General features: G+C 55.1%; 13 protein-coding genes. 7 read left to right on the forward strand and 6 right to left on the reverse strand.

Going from position 1 to position 16,905, the window contains the following annotated elements; all coding sequences use genetic code 11:
• Positions 1-74 precede the first annotated feature (74 nt).
• Positions 75-1,661, forward strand: a complete 1,587-nt coding sequence (locus ACPF7Z_RS12635; protein WP_425193606.1) for a sulfatase-like hydrolase/transferase — start codon at positions 75-77, stop codon at positions 1,659-1,661.
• A 10-nt stretch (positions 1,662-1,671) separates the two neighbouring features.
• Here ACPF7Z_RS12635 and waaF read toward each other — a convergent pair whose 3' ends face one another.
• Positions 1,672-2,703, reverse strand: coding sequence for a lipopolysaccharide heptosyltransferase II (gene waaF, locus ACPF7Z_RS12640; protein WP_425193607.1), 1,032 nt, complete (start codon positions 2,701-2,703; stop codon positions 1,672-1,674).
• Positions 2,696-3,670: an ADP-glyceromanno-heptose 6-epimerase gene (rfaD, locus tag ACPF7Z_RS12645; RefSeq protein WP_425193608.1), complete on the reverse strand. Its 975-nt coding sequence runs from the start codon at positions 3,668-3,670 to the stop codon at positions 2,696-2,698. The genes waaF and rfaD overlap by 8 nt, the downstream gene beginning before the upstream one ends.
• A 172-nt stretch (positions 3,671-3,842) precedes the next feature.
• Here rfaD and glyQ point away from each other — a divergent pair, with 172 nt between their 5' ends.
• The 3 genes from glyQ to gmhB all read left to right on the forward strand — a co-directional run bounded on the left by glyQ (position 3,843) and on the right by gmhB (position 7,586).
• Complete coding sequence (gene glyQ / locus ACPF7Z_RS12650; RefSeq protein ID WP_425193609.1) at positions 3,843-4,805, forward strand: glycine--tRNA ligase subunit alpha; 963 nt, start codon at positions 3,843-3,845, stop codon at positions 4,803-4,805.
• Positions 4,806-4,807: 2 nt separating this feature from the next.
• A complete protein-coding gene (glyS, locus tag ACPF7Z_RS12655) occupies positions 4,808-6,874 on the forward strand; it encodes a glycine--tRNA ligase subunit beta (protein WP_425193610.1) in 2,067 nt (688 codons plus the stop codon).
• Between the two features lie 160 nt (positions 6,875-7,034).
• The gene (gmhB, locus tag ACPF7Z_RS12660; RefSeq protein WP_425193611.1) at positions 7,035-7,586 is read left to right on the forward strand and encodes a D-glycero-beta-D-manno-heptose 1,7-bisphosphate 7-phosphatase; all 552 of its coding nucleotides are present in this window, start codon (positions 7,035-7,037) and stop codon (positions 7,584-7,586) included.
• A gap of 133 nt (positions 7,587-7,719) precedes the next feature.
• Here gmhB and gyrB read toward each other — a convergent pair whose 3' ends face one another.
• The 4 genes from gyrB to dnaA all read right to left on the reverse strand — a co-directional run bounded on the left by gyrB (position 7,720) and on the right by dnaA (position 13,956).
• On the reverse strand, positions 7,720-10,140 hold the full coding sequence (gyrB, locus tag ACPF7Z_RS12665; RefSeq protein WP_425193612.1) for a DNA topoisomerase (ATP-hydrolyzing) subunit B: 2,421 nt from the start codon (positions 10,138-10,140) through the stop codon (positions 7,720-7,722).
• 23 nt (positions 10,141-10,163) lie between these two features.
• Positions 10,164-11,258: a DNA replication/repair protein RecF gene (recF, locus tag ACPF7Z_RS12670; protein ID WP_425193613.1), complete on the reverse strand. Its 1,095-nt coding sequence runs from the start codon at positions 11,256-11,258 to the stop codon at positions 10,164-10,166.
• Positions 11,259-11,315: 57 nt separating this feature from the next.
• Complete coding sequence (gene dnaN, locus ACPF7Z_RS12675) at positions 11,316-12,419, reverse strand: DNA polymerase III subunit beta (RefSeq protein ID WP_425193614.1); 1,104 nt, start codon at positions 12,417-12,419, stop codon at positions 11,316-11,318.
• Positions 12,420-12,486: 67 nt separating this feature from the next.
• Complete coding sequence (gene dnaA, locus ACPF7Z_RS12680) at positions 12,487-13,956, reverse strand: chromosomal replication initiator protein DnaA (RefSeq protein ID WP_425193615.1); 1,470 nt, start codon at positions 13,954-13,956, stop codon at positions 12,487-12,489.
• A gap of 569 nt (positions 13,957-14,525) precedes the next feature.
• Here dnaA and rpmH point away from each other — a divergent pair.
• The 3 genes from rpmH to yidC all read left to right on the forward strand — a co-directional run bounded on the left by rpmH (position 14,526) and on the right by yidC (position 16,866).
• Positions 14,526-14,660 (forward strand): 50S ribosomal protein L34, encoded by a 135-nt coding sequence (gene rpmH, locus ACPF7Z_RS12685; protein WP_425193616.1) that lies wholly within the window; start codon positions 14,526-14,528, stop codon positions 14,658-14,660.
• Positions 14,661-14,676: 16 nt separating this feature from the next.
• Positions 14,677-15,057 carry a ribonuclease P protein component gene (gene rnpA, locus ACPF7Z_RS12690; RefSeq protein WP_425193617.1) on the forward strand — a complete coding sequence of 127 codons (381 nt, stop codon included), beginning with the start codon at positions 14,677-14,679 and terminating at the stop codon, positions 15,055-15,057.
• A gap of 108 nt (positions 15,058-15,165) precedes the next feature.
• Entirely contained in the window at positions 15,166-16,866 is a 1,701-nt protein-coding gene (gene yidC, locus ACPF7Z_RS12695; protein ID WP_425193618.1) for a membrane protein insertase YidC, read from the forward strand.
• Positions 16,867-16,905 lie beyond the last annotated feature (39 nt).

Raw genomic sequence — 16,905 nt, forward strand, 5'->3', positions numbered from 1 at the left:
AGCTATATGGATGCTATGACAAGCTTGGGTCAGGCTTGTTAAGCTTCAGGTATCTGCGAAAGGACTCAACGGCAATGCCGATCAGTACCCCTGTCGTCCGCTGGCTGGTGTTGAGCCATCTTGGACTGTGTTTGGGCTATGCCATTACCACCGTGCTGGCCCTCCCCCATTTTCTGACGCTGGCGGTTCTTGCCGCCTGGCTGGTGCTGGCCTGGGGTTTTCGTTGGGGCACGCCCTTTTATGCGCGTCCGCCACGAAAGACCTGGCCCTGGTGCCTGTTGCCCCTGGCACTGTGGTGGCTGGGTATTTATGTCACCGACAGTTACGGTCAGGTCGATGTTGGCGCCATTCTATTTCATCTCCAGGCCGGTGTCGCCGAGCATGGCGGCACCGGTCGCATCCTGATCGCCATTTTGCATACCCTGGCCGGCATCCTGATGCTGATCGCCTTTACCTGGCTGGTACGCAACGATCGTCGCTGGCGACTCCTGGAACGCATCCTGATGTTGTTTCTACTGGCGCTCAATCCCCTGCTATACGGTTTCTCATTGCAGGGCGCGGCTATCGTTGCCGAGGATGGCGCCTGGCTCGATAGGCGCTACATACCACCCACCATCGAAGCAGCGCCGGAGACATTGCCCAATCTGATTATCCTGTACCTGGAAAGCATCGAAGGCACCTACGCCGACGATTCGCGCTTCGGTAACGTCTATGACGACCTAAGGGCGCTAGGCGAACGCGGGGTGGTGTTCAAGGGAGTACGTCAAAGCGAGAATACCGGCTGGACGATGGCCGGCATGATCGCCAGTCAGTGTGGTACACCGCTGATGCCCGCCGGGCTGATCCATGACAACCAATTCGAACCTCTGGAGCATGTACTGCCCGGGGTCAATTGCTTGGGCGATCTGCTCTCGACCCAAGGGTATCGTCAGTTGTTCATGGGGGGGGCCAGTCTGGAATTTGCCGGCAAGGGGCTATTCTACAAGGATCACGGTTTCGACCGTGCCCTCGGCCGCCACCAGCTCGAACCGCGGCTGGAGGACCCAACCTATGTCAACAGCTGGGGAGTGAACGACGACTCCCTGCTCGACATGGCGGTGGAAGAAGTCGACGACTTGGCAAGTCATCCCGGACCCTTTGCTTTCGTTGGCATGACCCTTGCGGGACATCCCCCCTACGGCTATCCGGCCAAAAGCTGTCTGGAGCGTCAGGGTGAATTCGATGGTGTCGATATTCTTTACTCGGTGCAGTGTAGCGCCTGGCTGGCTCGTCGCTTCATCGAGCGCCTGGAGGCGCGTGGTCTGCTCGAGAACACCCTGGTGATGGTGGCAAGCGATCATCTGTCGATGAAAAACTCGGCCTGGCAACAACTGATCGCAGGACCGCGAGAGAATACTCTGATCATGTTCGGCAATGGTCTGGAGCAGCAAAGGATCTATCGCGAGGCCACCACCGTGGATATCCTGCCCACGCTACTCGAAGCCATGGGCTTCACCATCCCCTCCCATCGGGCCGGGCTAGGGGCCTCGCTACTCTCGCCGGCCCAGACACTGGTCGAACGCCATGGCCTGGAGGCCATCAATACCCGCATGCTGGAAGAGCGTGAGCTACAACTGCGGTTATGGCAGAAAACCCAGGACAAGCCCTCTCCAAGCGACTGAGCAGGTGCCCCTACGCATCTTCCAGCTGCACCGCCTTTAGCAGGCGATCCGGAGAGATCAGTTGCAGACAATGGGTGTGCCCCAATGGACAGTGGCGCTTGAAACACGGCGAGCAGGTCAGCGCCAGGGTATGAATGCTGGCATTATCGGTCAACGGTGGCGTGTAGCGTGGTGTAGAAGAGCCATAGATGGCCTGCACATGAGTTCCCACGGCGGAGGCCACATGCATCAAGCCCGAATCATTGGTCACCACCTGACGACAATCCGCCAGCAGATCCACGGCGTCCGCCAGCCGTGTCTTGCCACATAGATTGTGGGCGTGGGCCAGTTCAGTGGTGATCGCCTCCCCCGCCGCGACATCCTTGGGACCGCCCAACACTCGGATTTCATAGCCGTCGCCTACCAGCTGCTCGGCTAGACGGCGAAAATGCGCCAGCGGCCACTGCTTGGCGGGGCCGTATTCCGCACCGGGCATCATGCCGATAGCCGGCCGCTCGCCCACACCCTGAGTTGCCTTGAGCGTCGCCAGGTTGTCGTCATCGATCTCCAGTCGCGGCGCGGGAATGGCAAAGTCGCCGCTCCGAGCTCCTGCCTCCGGCAAACCCAGCGACACAAACCGCTTGACGGTTTGATCGAGCACCGTCTTGTCCAGCCGACGACGCTCGGTGAGCAGCACCAGACGCTGCTCCCCGGTGAAGCCGACTCGCTGCGGAATGCGTGCCAGAAAAGGCACCAGCGCCGACTTCCAGGAACGCGGCAGTACGATGGCACGATCGAAGCGCCCCTTGAGACTGCGGGCAATACGGCGGCGCGCGCCCCAACCGAACTCCCCGTGCTTGACGTCCAGGGCAATCGCCTCATCGACCTCGGCCATGCGCCCCAGAATCGGCTGAGACCAGGCCGGGGCCAGCACCCCGATCCAACAGTCGGGGTAGCGACTCTTGAGCATCTTGAACAGGCTCTGCGCCATGACCATATCGCCAACCCAGGAGGGCCCGACCACCAGAATACGCTCACCGTTTGGCTGTGTCGGATCAACCATTCAGCCACTCCAGATAAGCGCGAACTCCTTCGGCCACGGTCTTGAATTCGGCGTCGTAACCCACCTCTCGCAGCCGCGAAATATCGGCACGGGTATAACTTTGATAGCGTCCCTTGAGCTCCTCCGGAAAGTCAATGTACTCGATTCGACCCTGTATCCCCTGGGTACGGCCGTAGTAGTCGATGACGCTCTCGGCGATGGCCTTGAACGGCTCGGCCCGACCGGTGCCCAGATTGAAGATACCGGAATGCTCCGGATGATCGAGGAACCAGAGATTGACCGCTACCGCATCGCCCACATAGACGAAATCGCGGCTCTGCATCCCCGCCTCGAAACCGTCCCAGGCACCGAACAGTCGTGGATTCTGGCCTTGGCAAACCTGGGTATGATGATGGTAGGCCACACTGGCCATCTTGCCTTTGTGCTGCTCCCGGGGACCGTAGACATTGAAGTAGCGAAAGCCCACCACCTGACTGGTCAGGCTGTGCCAATGTTGACGCACGTACTGATCGAAGAGCAGCTTGGAGTAGCCATAGACATTGAGCGGCTTTTCATGCTCCGGCGCTTCAAAGAAGACATCGCTCCCCCCGTAGGTCGCTGCCGAGGAAGCATACAGCAACGGGATACCACGCCGCTGACACAGATGGAACAACACCTTGGAATACTCGAAATTGTTTTCGAGCATGAACTTGCCATCCCATTCGGTCGTATCCGAACAGGCGCCTTCGTGAAAGATCGCCTCGATGGGGGGCAATCGCTCGCCGGCATCGCCATGCAATTCTGCCCGAGCCCGGCGAAGAAACTCGTGCTTATCCAGATAGTCGCCCAGGCTACAATCCGCCAGGTTGACGAACTTGGTTCCGTCGGTCAGATCGTCGACCACCAGTACATCCTGATGGCCTCTCGCGTTGAGCGCCTTGACCAGATTGGCACCAATGAACCCGGCACCGCCTGTCACTACGATCATGATGTGGCCTCTCTTTTCATTCGGTATCGACGAGCTTGGCTTTTTATCAGCACCAGCGACGCCATCTTGTCCTCACTCGCCGTCGAGCCATTTCGACGCCGCGCCTATAACCGCTTTGCTGCTGATTGTATACTTGACGGCTCATGAATTCATGGCCAACGGTGCTTCACCCATGACACAGTCGCCACCCCACGTGGAAACTTTCCAGGGTCTGATTCTCGCCCTGCAGCAGTACTGGGCCGAACAAGGCTGCGTAATTCTACAGCCACTGGATATGGAAGTCGGCGCCGGCACCTTTCATCCGGCAACCTTCCTGCGTTCCATCGGCCCCGAGAACTGGAACGCCGCCTACGTCCAGCCTTCACGCCGTCCAACCGATGGCCGCTATGGCGAAAACCCCAATCGCCTTCAGCACTATTACCAGTTTCAGGTCGTCATGAAGCCCTCCCCTGTCGACTTCCAGGCGCTCTACCTGGGCTCCTTGGAACGACTGGGGCTCGACCCGCTGATCCACGACATCCGTTTCGTCGAGGACAACTGGGAATCGCCGACGCTTGGCGCTTGGGGATTAGGTTGGGAAATCTGGCTCAATGGCATGGAGGTCACTCAGTTCACTTACTTCCAGCAGGCCGGCGGTATCGAGTGCTATCCGGTCACCGGCGAGCTGACCTACGGCCTGGAACGCATCGCGATGTATCTCCAGAACGTCGATAGCGTCTACGATCTGGTATGGGCGATCGCGCCGGATGGTACTCGGGTTCGCTACGGTGACGTCTACTTGCAGAACGAGCGTGAGCAGTCTACCTACAATTTCGAGCACGCCAACGTACCCGCCCTGTTTGCCCAATTCGATCATCTCGAGGGTGAATGCGCCAAGCTGCTCGAGGCCCAACTGCCCCTTCCCGCCTACGAGATGGTGCTCAAGGCCTCGCACACCTTCAACCTGCTCGATGCACGCCACGCTATCTCGGTGACCGAACGTCAGCGCTATATTCTGCGCGTACGCACCCTGGCGCGGGATGTTGCCCACGCCTATTTTCAATCGCGCAAGATGGCTGGCTTTCCTTTAGCCAGCGAGGATCTGCGTCAAGAATTACTGGCTGAAGAGCCGCTTGCCGAAAAGGGAGGCGTTTGAGCATGGCTTTCAACACCCTGCTTGTCGAACTAGGTGTCGAAGAACTTCCTCCCGGCGCCATTGACGCCCTCTCGGATGCGTTTGCCGCAGGTATCGCCGAGGGTTTGCGTGAGGCCGGAGTCGACTTCGCCGATGTGCACGCCTATGCCACTCCCCGCCGGCTGGCGGTACAGATTCGTGAGCTTGCTGACAAGCAACCCGATAGAGAGATCGAACGCCGAGGCCCTGCCCTCAATGCGGCTTTCAAGGATGGCGAACCCACCAAGGCAGCGATTGGTTTTGCACGCTCCTGTGGTGTCGATGTCGAGCAGTTGATACACCTGGAAACCGACAAGGGCACCTGGCTCGGTTATCGATTCACACAGAGCGGCGAGACGATCGACGCGCTCCTGCCGGATATCATCGCCAGGGCTGTAGACAATCTGCCAGTACCCAAATACATGCGCTGGGGTGCTTCCCGGACCGAATTCTCGCGTCCGGTGCATTGGTTGGTCGTGCTTTATGGCAGCGATGTGGTCGATGCCTGCGTGCTGAATCTCAATGCGGGCCGTGATACCCGAGGCCATCGCTTTCATGCTCCGGAACCCATTGCGCTGGCCCACGGCGAGGATTATCTGAACGCACTGGAAGATGCCTATGTGCTTGCTGATCGGCAGCAGCGCCGTGAGCGTATTCGTCAACAGGTGCTTATCCAGGCCGAGTCCCAGAAGGCCACGGCGGTCATCGACGAGGCGTTGCTTACCGAGGTCAGCGGTCTGGTGGAATGGCCCGTAGCGCTGACCGGCGGCTTCGATGCGCGCTTCCTTGACATACCTGCCGAGTGCCTCATCTCGTCGATGAAGGCCAACCAGAAGTACTTTCATCTGCTTGATGACTCCGGCAATCTCCTGCCAGCCTTCATCACCATCGCCAATATCGATAGCCGCGATCCTCGCCAAGTCATCGAGGGGAACGAGAAGGTCATTCGCCCACGCCTGGCAGATGCCGCCTTCTTTTATGAGGTCGATCTCAAGCGGAGCCTTGCCTCACGTCGCGAGAATCTGACGAGTGTGGTCTTCCAGCAGCAGCTCGGTACCCTCGCCGACAAGGCTAACCGCACCGACGCTCTGGCCCGCCATATTGCCGAACGCATCGGTGGGAATAGTGACCACGCGGGACGTGCCGCTCAGTTGGCAAAGTGTGATCTTGTCACCGAGATGGTGCTGGAATTCCCCGAGTTGCAGGGCATCATGGGCCATTATTACGCCCGCCATGATGGTGAGCCCAAGGACGTGGCCCAGGCATTGCAGGAACAGTACTTGCCGCGCTTCGCCGGTGATCTAATCCCCCAGACATCTACGGGTCAGGCACTGGCGTTAGCGGATCGCCTGGACACCTTGGTCGGAATCTTCGGCATCGGCCAACGCCCCAGCGGTACCAAAGACCCGTTCGCACTCCGCCGTGCAGCCATCGGCGTACTCAACATCATGATCAAGGCAGAACTCGATCTTGATTTACGTGAGTTGCTTGAACAGGCGGCGGCTCAACATCCTGCATTGCCCCATTCTCAAGGCCTGGTTCCCGAGGTGCTCGACTATATGCTCGATCGCTTCCGGGCCTGGACTCAGGAAGAAGGCATCGCTGTCGAGGTATATCTGGCCGTACGTGCTCGCCCAATCACCCGCCCCCTGGACTTTGCCCGTCGCATACGGGCTGTCCACGCCTTCAGCCAGCACGAAGAAGCCGACGCCCTGGCAGGCATCAACAAACGGGTTTCCAACATCCTGGCAAAGCGGGATTCGGAGAAATCAGCATCAGTTGACCCTGTCTTGCTGCAGGAGAACGCCGAGAAGAGCCTGCACGAGGCGTTAAAGGACAAACGCGCACAAGTGGCGCCATTGTTTGCTCAAGCTCGCTATAACGAGGCATTGGACGCTCTAGCTACCCTTCGCGATCCTGTCGACACCTTTTTCGATCAGGTCATGGTCATGGCCGACGATGAGGCGGTTCGGAGTAATCGACTAGCGCTTCTGACGGACTTGCACAGCCTCTTTCTTGAAGTGGCGGATATTAGCGAACTGCAGCAGTAGTGTCTGTTAACTCTTCTCGTATCCAGAGGCCGGCAAGTTGCCGGCCTTTTTTGGCTTCATGTTTCACGTGAAACCATGGAAATCAGCCCTGATTTCTCATCTTGTTTCACGTGAAACATCGCACTAGACTCAACCACCCATCCACATAGCGTTTCAAGCCATGGCGTTGACACCACAGCAATTGATCATTCTTGACCGGGACGGGGTGATCAACGAAGACTCCGATCAGTACATCAAGTCTCTGAAGGAATGGAAGCCCTACCCACAGGCGATTGACTCTATCGCTCGTTTGTCCAATGCGGGCTGGGCCATCGCAATCGCCACGAACCAATCAGGCATCGCCAGAGGCTATCTTACGGAAGATACCCTCGCCCAGATTCATCACGCGATGCTTGAACTGGTGCAGAGGGCGGGCGGAAATATTGCGCACATTGCCTATTGCCCACACGGACCAAACGATGCATGCGATTGCCGCAAGCCTCGAGCAGGATTGCTTAGACAGATTCGTCACGCACTCGGGCTAAAGAACCTTGATGGTGCCTGGCTGGTGGGAGACAGCATGCGCGACTTGCAAGCGGGCGCTGCCATGGGGTGCCGTCGTGTTTTGGTGCGGACGGGCAAGGGAGCAAACACAGAGTTGAATGAGCGACTCAATAATATCTTGGTATTTAATGACCTATCTGAATTCACTGAATACCTGCTACAGCACTGAGGCGCGTGAATCACGGGCTCCCATTTCAACTTAGTAATAAATAACCCGGCATAAGAGCCGGGTTATTTATTCAGAAGCACCTAATAGATACTAGGCAATATTTTTAGCCAGAATAGATGTTTCACGTGAAACATCACACATCCAGATTGGCTACTAGTGCGTTTTGCTCAATGAAGAAACGCCGAGGCTCGACCTCGTCACCCATCAGCGTATTAAACATCATGTCTGCTGCAACCGCATCTTCGATAGTGACCCGTAGCATGCGGCGCGTTTCCGGATCCATGGTAGTTTCCCAAAGCTGATCCGGATTCATTTCCCCTAGGCCTTTATAGCGCTGAATCGATAGTCCACGCTGTGCCTCCAACATCAGCCATTCCAGTGCCTCGTAGAAGGTCTTGACAGGCTTGCTACGCTCACCTCGTGCCACATAAGCACCCTCCTCAAGCAAATCATTCAACGCCTCACCAAGAGCGGCCATGGCTCGATAATCGACACTTTGGAAGAAATCCAGTCCCCAGACGTAATCCGTCGTAACACCATGAGCCGTGAGTGCAACACCCGGTAGATAGATGCCCCGCTCAGAGTCTTCATGCAACTGGAAGATATGCCGTGGCCCTCCCTCGTGGGCGATCAACGAATCCATTTCTCCTTGCAGAAGCTCGATCCAATTCTGCATGGTTACACGATCCTGCAGACTAGTTTCTCCATCGAGAGTAGCAGCATGCACGATTTTGCGTAACACCTCGCGCGGGTATACACGTGACAAGCGGTCAATTCGCTTCATCACATCGCGATATTGATCGACCAATGATTCCAGCTGGCTTCCGGCGATGCCTGGGGCATCCGCATTCACATACAGCTTGGCTCCATCCAAGGCTGTGTTCGTCAAATAATCGATCATTGCCTGCTCATCCTTGAGATACATTTCCTGCTTACCGCGCTTGATTTTGTACAAGGGAGGCTGGGCGATGAACACGTGTCCTCTTTCGATCAGCTCAGGCATCTGGCGGAAAAAGAAGGTCAGCAGCAGAGTGCGAATGTGCGAACCGTCTACGTCCGCGTCGGTCATAATGATGATCGAATGGTAGCGTAGCTTGTCGGGATTGAATTCCTCACGCCCTATCCCGCAACCCAACGCGGTAATCAGAGTCCCCACTTCCGCGGAAGAGAGCATCTTATCGAAGCGTGCCTTCTCGACATTGAGGATTTTACCCTTGAGCGGCAAGATCGCCTGGGTGCGACGATCGCGTCCTTGCTTGGCACTGCCGCCGGCGGAATCGCCCTCTACAAGATAGAGTTCAGAGAGGCTAGGGTCCTTCTCCTGACAGTCGGCGAGCTTTCCGGGCAGCCCCGCGATATCCAGCGCGCCCTTACGCCTTGTCATGTCTCGTGCCTTACGTGCTGCTTCACGAGCGCGCGCCGCATCGATCATCTTGTTGACGATAGATTTGGCTTCATTGGGACGTTCGATCAAATAATCCGAGAAGTTTCGCCCTAATTCCTGTTCGACGGCGGTCTTGACCTCCGAGGAAACAAGCTTTTCCTTAGTCTGCGAAGAAAATTTCGGGTCCGGCGCCTTTACCGAAATAATAGCCGTTAATCCTTCCCGGGCATCATCGCCAGAGGTATTGACCTTGGCCTTCTTGAGCAGCCCTTCCGCTTCAATGTAATGGTTTAGCGAGCGTGTCAATGCGGCACGGAAGCCTGCGAGATGCGTACCACCATCACGCTGCGGTATGTTGTTGGTATAACAGAAAATATTTTCGGAAAAGGTGTCATTCCACTGCATCGCCACTTCCACGCCAATACCATCTTCTCGCTGTGTATCGAAATGGAAAACGGGATTCAGCGTTGTCTTGTTGGTGTTGAGATGATCGACAAAAGCCTTCAACCCCCCTTCGTAATGAAACAGTTCCTCTCGTCCGCTGCGCTCATCGATTAGGCGTATCGCAACTCCGGAATTCAGAAAAGAGAGCTCACGCAGCCGTTTGGCCAAGATATCGTAATGAAACTCGATATTGGCGAACGTTCGTGTGGAAGGGCGGAAGTGTACTCGAGTTCCACTCTTTTCAGTTTTTCCAACAACAGCGAGTGGGGCTTCCGGCACCCCATATCGATAGATCTGTTCGTACACGTCACCCGCGCGCCAAATGGTTAGCTTCAATTCTTCCGAGAGGGCGTTAACCACCGAAACACCCACCCCATGGAGCCCACCGGACACCTTATAGGAATTATCATCGAACTTTCCTCCGGCATGCAAAACCGTCATGATCACTTCTGCCGCCGAAACACCTTCGCCCGAGTGAATGTCGGTCGGAATGCCCCGGCCATTATCGCTAACAGTAATGGATTCATCCGGGTGTATGACCACTCTTATTTCGCTACAGTGTCCTGCTAGCGCTTCGTCGATGGAGTTGTCCACGAGCTCGAACACCATATGATGCAGTCCGGTACCATCGTCGGTATCGCCGATATACATCCCAGGACGTTTACGTACCGCGTCCAGACCCTTGAGAACTTTGATACTCGATGAATCGTAAGCCTGTTCGCTCATTGGCTACTCCACTTGGATACAGTCTATTCCTGATCTATCAAACAGCCATGTTTCACGTGAAACATGGTCCTGGGCGTCGACGACTGCCACAACTTCTGCAGCGACTCACGCTCGACACTTGTAATAAATACTTGACAGCGCATTCTCTCGAGCCAGTGGCAAAACACCTGTCGATGTCCTGCATCGAGCTCCGCTGGCAGGTCGTCTATCAAATAGATACATCGTCGCCCGGTAAGCGTTTCGAGCAGACGCCCCTGGGCCAGCTTTAGCGCGCTAACTACCAGCTTTTGTTGTCCGCGAGATAGCACTTCCTTGGCTGGACGGCGATCAATGCGTATACGCAGATCGGCTCGTTGTGGCCCTTGTTGGGTAAACCCCATTTGCAGGTCACTATCCTGGGCATCGCGCAATACTTCTAGATAAGAACGTTTATGGTCCCACCCTCTAAAATAACGCAATGAAATATCCGCTCCCGACAGGGGCAACAACTCATTCAGAGTTTCTTCAAACACAGGCAAGAAGCTCTTCATGTAGTCAGTACGAAGCTCGTCTAACTGGACACCATAGCGCGCAAGCTCGCGATCCCAGAAAGCTATCGTTTGGCGGTCCATTTTAGCATGTCTTAGCAACGCATTCCGATGTTTCAAGGCTCGACGGACATGCCGCCAAATATCGAAAAACTCATGTTTCACGTGAAACGCTCCCCAATCGAGAAACTCTCTACGGGAAGCGGGAGAACCTTCAAGCAATCGGAAAGCATCCGGATTGATCAACTGCAAGGGTAGGGCTTCGGCGAGCTGAGCAACCCGTGTGACAGCTTCGCCCGCCATACGTATCGTCGATTCAGGGGCTGATCGCTCACGACGTACACCAATAGGAAAAGGCGGGTCACCCGAGAGACGCCCGTGCAGGGTCAACGCAGTGGAGTCGTGGTGAATAGCATGCTTGAGATGCTGGGTGCGAAAAGATCGCCCCAGACCTAAGATATGTATCCCTTCCAACAGACTGGTCTTGCCGCTACCGTTATCGCCAATGACAAGATTGACGCCCGCAGAAGGGCGCATATCCATGTTCTGCAGGTTGCGTAAGCCTAAGAAGGTTAATCGGTCGAGAGGCATCGATAGAGATCCAACGGTAGCATATCGCTATGCTACCGCGGTTTTGCGTACGAGGGGCTAAAGGCGCATCGGCATAACAACGTAAAGCGCGTCACCACCCCCTGGCTCTTCCAGGATAGCGCTGCTGTTCGGATCAGAAAGCGTTATTTGTACACGGTCCTCATCGAGAACGTTAAGCACGTCGATCAGATAGCCAACGTTGAACCCAATCTCCAAGGCATTACCGTCATACTCGATGGCAATGTTTTCTTCGGCCTCTTCCTGCTCGGGGTTGTTGGCCATCACACGCAGGTTACCGCTCTCCAGATGAAGACGCACGCCTCGGTACTTCTCATTGGAAAGAATCGAGGTGCGCGATAATACCTGACGAAGCTCGGTACGCTCGGCGATGACTGCCTTGTCGCCCCCTTTGGGTATCACTCGATCATAATCGGGGAATTTACCGTCCACCAACTTAGAGGTGAACGTGTAGTCTCCGGTATGTGCACGCAGATGATTGGTGCCCAAGGTCAGCTCTACCGGTTCATCACTACCATCGAGCAATCGAGCTAGTTCGAGAATGCCTTTGCGTGGAACGATCAGCTTTTGCAAAGGCTCAACGCTGACCTCCATGGAACGTGCGCAAACCGCCAATCGATGCCCATCCGTTGCCACAGTCCGGACGATATTATGTCCCAACTCCAACAGCATGCCATTGAGATAATAGCGAACATCCTGCTGGGCCATGGCAAATGCGGTGGCATCGATCAGATACTTGAGCGTACCTCGGGGTAGGCTAAGCTCCTGGTTGCTCTGCTCACCCTCGATACTTGGAAACTCGGCTACGGGCAAGGTCGAGAGTGTGAAGCGTGAACGGCCACATCGTAGTACGGCACGACCATCTTCAACGGTAAAGGTGATGTCCGCTTGCTCAGGAAGGGATTTGCAGATGTCCATCAACTTGCGTGCCGGCACAGTGATCGAGCCAGGCTCGTCAACGCTCAGGGGCTCGGCGCGACCAATCAACTCGACCTCGAGGTCGGTACCCGTCAGGGCGACTTGCGTATCCTGAACTTGTATGAGCACATTTGATAATACAGGAAGCGTTTGACGCCGCTCGACAACACCTGCAACCAATGTCAAAGGCCGCAAGAAGGCCTCACGGGAGATCGAAAATTTCATGATAGCTCTACTCTTCTCCTGATTGTTTCGTGGCGATAGCGGCAGTGTCTGATTCCGGTTCGCATCATTAACTGGTCAGCGACCGTAATAGATTCTTGTAGTCTTCGCGAATGTCCGCACTCTCTTCTTGTAGCGCCTTGACCTTGCGACAAGCGTGCAACACTGTCGTATGGTCTCGCCCGCCGAAAGCATCACCAATCTCCGGTAGACTATGGTTAGTCAACTCCTTGGCCAACGCCATGGCGACTTGTCGTGGCCGTGCTACCGAACGAGAACGCCGTTTGGAAAGCAGATCGGCGACCTTGATCTTGTAATATTCGGCCACGGTGCGTTGAATATTATCGACACCCACCTGCTTGTCTTGAAGCGCCAATAAGTCTTTGAGCGATTCTCGAATGAAATCCTGAGTAATCGGTTTACCCATGAAATGGGAATCGGCAATGACTTTCTTCAACGCCCCTTCCAACTCACGGACGTTGGAGCGAATTTTCTGAGCAATGAAGAAAGCAGCATCATGGGGCAATTCAACCTTCGCTTGATCGGCCTTCTTCATTAGGATGGCTACCCGCGTCTCGAGCTCAGGAGGCTCTATGGCGACGGTCAGCCCCCATCCGAACCGCGATTTGAGCCGCTCTTCCACACCGCTGATTTCCTTAGGATAGCGATCAGAGGTCAAGATCATCTGTTGACCCCCTTCCAACAAAGCATTGAAGGTATGAAAAAACTCCTCCTGAGAGCGCTCCTTGCCAGCAAAGAACTGGATGTCATCGATAAGCAAGGCATCAACACTTCGATAAAAGCGTTTGAAGTCATTGATAGCGTTGAGCTGCAGCGCCTTTACCATGTCCGCCACAAAACGCTCTGAATGAAGATAGATCACTGTGGCATTGTCTCGCTTGGAGGCGAGCTGATTGCCTACTGCATGCATCAAGTGGGTTTTACCCAGCCCAACTCCACCATACAAGAACAGCGGGTTGTAGGCTCCGCCAGGATTTTCGGATACCTGCCGCGAAGCTGCGCGGGCCAACTGGTTTGATTTACCCTCAACAAACGTATCGAAGGTAAAATTGGGATTGAGACCGCTCTGATGCTTGAGACTACCTTCAACTTGAACTTGCCGAGCGCCTGCCCCATCACGGGGCACGGGTTCACTTTTAGACTGCTCAAGCTCCTGTTCATCGGCATAATCGCTCCTTGACGGCGTATGCACTGCCGGAGCCGATGCCTTGGAAAGACGACCAGCAGAGACAGGATTACCCAATTCACGCGTCTGGGGCCTGGGCGCCGCACGTCGGCTCCCGACCGAAAGAGACACCTTGGGCGGCTTGGATGGCGACAATTCACGCAGCAATTCATTGATACGTTTCAAATATTTGTCGCTCACCCAATCGCGTACGAATCGATTGGGTGCCAGCAAACTCAATTCATTAGCCTCTCCATCCTCTGCCTGGAGAGGCCGGATCCAGGTATTGAATTGCTGAGAATTCAATTCGTCCTGCAAGTAATTCAGACACTGCTGCCAAAGTGCGAGTGACACACGACCTCACTGTCCAGGTTGCGAATGGCTCGATATTGTAGCGCTCAGCAGCCTAGTTATCCACACGCCTAGCGCTGATCGATCCTGTGGATAACAAGAGAGTAACAATGTCGATATCCATTGCTTGAAGATGTGCACAAACCTTGGCTGTGGATAATCCCAGCTATATACACAGGCTTATCTCCATATTGCACAAAGGTTCATCCCATTAATTCCACAGAACTAATATCTTATTAAATAATTGATTATCATATAAAAAAACTATTTATCCACAATTATTACCCACAGTATTAATAACAGCATCAGTAAAGAAGTTCATATCTTGTAATTATTGATTCCGAGGCACCGATTCCAACTATCGGAGCCAGGATTGATTGATGAGCAATCTGGAATGCCGTTACCGACCACAGACCCTGTGTTGGGGTGTGGACAAGCAACGGAAAAATTGCACAAGACGAGTGAATTCACTAGAATTCTCGCTCTTGAAATGAATCTGCTCGGGCGTCTCTTCAGAAGCTCGGGCAGCTTTATAATTGCTAGTTCACTCTATTACGTGGGAAGCAGCTGATATGAAACGTACTTTTCAACCTAGCGTGCTCAAGCGCAAGCGCGTCCATGGCTTTCGTGCACGCATGGCTACCAAGAGCGGCCGCCAAGTCCTGGCGCGTCGTCGTGCCAAAGGTCGCAAGCGTCTGAGCGCCTGAACAACGGTTGTCGCGAATGTCTTCTCAGACATTTCCTCGCGCCCTGCGTCTGTTGTCTGCTCATGACTACCGCCACGTCTTCGATCTGGCTGAATACAAGGTACATGGCAAAGGACTTCTGGCATTGGCCCGAAGCAACTCGCTCGGCCATATCCGTGTAGGATTTGTATTCAGCAAGAAGAATATTCGCCGTGCCGTTGACCGTAACCGCTTGAAGCGTCTTGCACGCGAGTCCGTGCGCCTGCAGCAACATCGACTGCCGGCCATGGATGTCGTGTTGCTTGCGCGCCGCGGTGTCACTGATGTGGATAACGCGACGATGCAGCGTCAGCTTCACGGCATGTGGCGACGCCTGGAGAAAGAAGCGCGCCGGCATTCGATCACCACTTCGCCGTAATGATCGAGTCAAACCAGCGACATGTCGTGCTAAAACACCGCGACGGTGGTGTTTGAACCAGTACGACAGCGCTTGGAATACGCCATCACCCTATTGGGCAGATCCCTCATGGATGTAAAACGACTACTTCTGCTGATTCCACTCGCGGTCCTTGCCTACTTACTGGTCGTCCAGTGGAATCAGGATTACGGTCAGCTTGGTGAACAGCCCAGTTCACCAACCGTCAGCGAGGCGCCACGCAATGACGCCTCGGGCAATGCTGATGGCTCAGGAAATACAGGTGAAGAGGGCCTGGCGGCGCCGACCGCCGACACCGGCTCGCCCGCGGGCAACGCCATGCCGGAGGAGAGTGAGGCAAACAATCGCCGAAGTTTGATCAGCGTCGCTACGGACGTGCTTGATGTGCGCATCGACCCTCAGGGAGGCGACATCGTTTATGCTGCGCTGCTTGAGCACCAATACAGTCTGGATTCGCAGCAGCCCTTCGTCCTGCTATCGGACAACGATGCACGCAGCTATGTTGCCAAGTCTGGCCTGCAGCTAGAGGGCCATGATGGCCGTATCGCCTTTACCCCAGAACGAACCTCCTATCGTCTCGATCAGGAAGACGAGGCGGTCACCGTCAACCTGACTGCCACGATCAAGGGAGTGGAGGTCATCAAACGCTTCACGTTCCATCGTGACAACTATGCAGTCGATGTCTCTTATCACCTGGCCAATGCAGGTGATGCTCCGGTGACCGCGCGATTCATTGGTCAATTGGCCCGAGATGGCAGCCCGGACCCATCATCGGGCGGTGGCGTTGGCATGAGCTCCTATCTCGGTGCCGCCTATTCTTCTCCGGACAACCATTACGAGAAGATCGATTTCGACGATATACAGGAAGGCGCTTTCAAGAATCGTGATGTCCAGGGTGGCTGGGTGGCCATGATCCAGCACTACTTCACCTCTGCCTGGGCGCCATCCCAGAACCAGCAGAACCTCTACTACGCCACCACCGATTCACGGGGGCGCAATGTCGCCGCCTTTGCCGGGCCGGTCGAAAGCATCTCGCCGGGAGGAGAAGCCGACCTCGAGGCAACGCTTTACATGGGGCCCAAGATTCAGGAGCGCCTGGAGGCTGTGGCGCCTTACCTGGAGTTGACGGTGGACTTTGGCTGGCTATGGTTTCTCGCTAATCCCCTGTTCTGGCTGCTCGACAAGATCCATGGCTTACTTGGCAACTGGGGCTGGTCAATCGTGATGCTGACGGTGATCGTCAAGATCGTGCTATTCCCGCTCTCGGCAACCGCCTACAAGTCGATGGCCAAGATGCGCAAGCTCGGCCCCGAGATGCAGCGCATCAAGGAGCAGTTTGGCAGCGATCGCCAAAAGATGTCTCAGGAGATGATGAAGTTTTACCAGAAAGAGAAGATCAATCCTCTGGGAGGCTGTCTACCCATCCTGATCCAGATGCCGGTATTCATTGCTCTGTACTGGATGCTGATGGAATCTGTGGAATTGCGCCATGCACCCTTCATACTGTGGATCCATGATCTATCGATGAAGGATCCCTACTTCGTGCTGCCTATTCTGATGGGTATCTCGATGTTCGTTCAGCAGTTGCTCAACCCGACACCTCCGGATCCCATGCAAGCCAAGATCATGAAGATGCTGCCCATCATCTTCACCTTCTTCTTCCTCTGGTTCCCGGCGGGCCTGGTCATTTACTGGATCGTCAACAATACTATCTCGATCATTCAACAGTGGATCATCACCCGCAAGATTGAGAGCGATCCTTCCACTAGCCGAAGTACTCCAGCGAAGTAAGCACTTACTTTTTAAACCAGCCCTCATTGTATCCTGGGG

The sequence above is a fragment of the Halomonas sp. GXIMD04776 genome (assembly GCF_049808615.1).
Classification (GTDB): domain Bacteria; phylum Pseudomonadota; class Gammaproteobacteria; order Pseudomonadales; family Halomonadaceae; genus Modicisalibacter.

What these genes read in the sequence shown, in the direction of transcription:
- ACPF7Z_RS12635 (WP_425193606.1), top strand. Translation starts at nt 75, where the DNA reads ATGCCGATCAGTACCCCTGTCGTCCGCTGGCTGGTGTTGAGCCATCTT.
- waaF (WP_425193607.1), bottom strand. Translation starts at nt 2,703, where the DNA reads ATGGTTGATCCGACACAGCCAAACGGTGAGCGTATTCTGGTGGTCGGG.
- rfaD (WP_425193608.1), bottom strand. Translation starts at nt 3,670, where the DNA reads ATGATCGTAGTGACAGGCGGTGCCGGGTTCATTGGTGCCAATCTGGTC.
- glyQ (WP_425193609.1), top strand. Translation starts at nt 3,843, where the DNA reads ATGACACAGTCGCCACCCCACGTGGAAACTTTCCAGGGTCTGATTCTC.
- glyS (WP_425193610.1), top strand. Translation starts at nt 4,808, where the DNA reads ATGGCTTTCAACACCCTGCTTGTCGAACTAGGTGTCGAAGAACTTCCT.
- gmhB (WP_425193611.1), top strand. Translation starts at nt 7,035, where the DNA reads ATGGCGTTGACACCACAGCAATTGATCATTCTTGACCGGGACGGGGTG.
- gyrB (WP_425193612.1), bottom strand. Translation starts at nt 10,140, where the DNA reads ATGAGCGAACAGGCTTACGATTCATCGAGTATCAAAGTTCTCAAGGGT.
- recF (WP_425193613.1), bottom strand. Translation starts at nt 11,258, where the DNA reads ATGCCTCTCGACCGATTAACCTTCTTAGGCTTACGCAACCTGCAGAAC.
- dnaN (WP_425193614.1), bottom strand. Translation starts at nt 12,419, where the DNA reads ATGAAATTTTCGATCTCCCGTGAGGCCTTCTTGCGGCCTTTGACATTG.
- rpmH (WP_425193616.1), top strand. Translation starts at nt 14,526, where the DNA reads ATGAAACGTACTTTTCAACCTAGCGTGCTCAAGCGCAAGCGCGTCCAT.
- rnpA (WP_425193617.1), top strand. Translation starts at nt 14,677, where the DNA reads ATGTCTTCTCAGACATTTCCTCGCGCCCTGCGTCTGTTGTCTGCTCAT.
- yidC (WP_425193618.1), top strand. Translation starts at nt 15,166, where the DNA reads ATGGATGTAAAACGACTACTTCTGCTGATTCCACTCGCGGTCCTTGCC.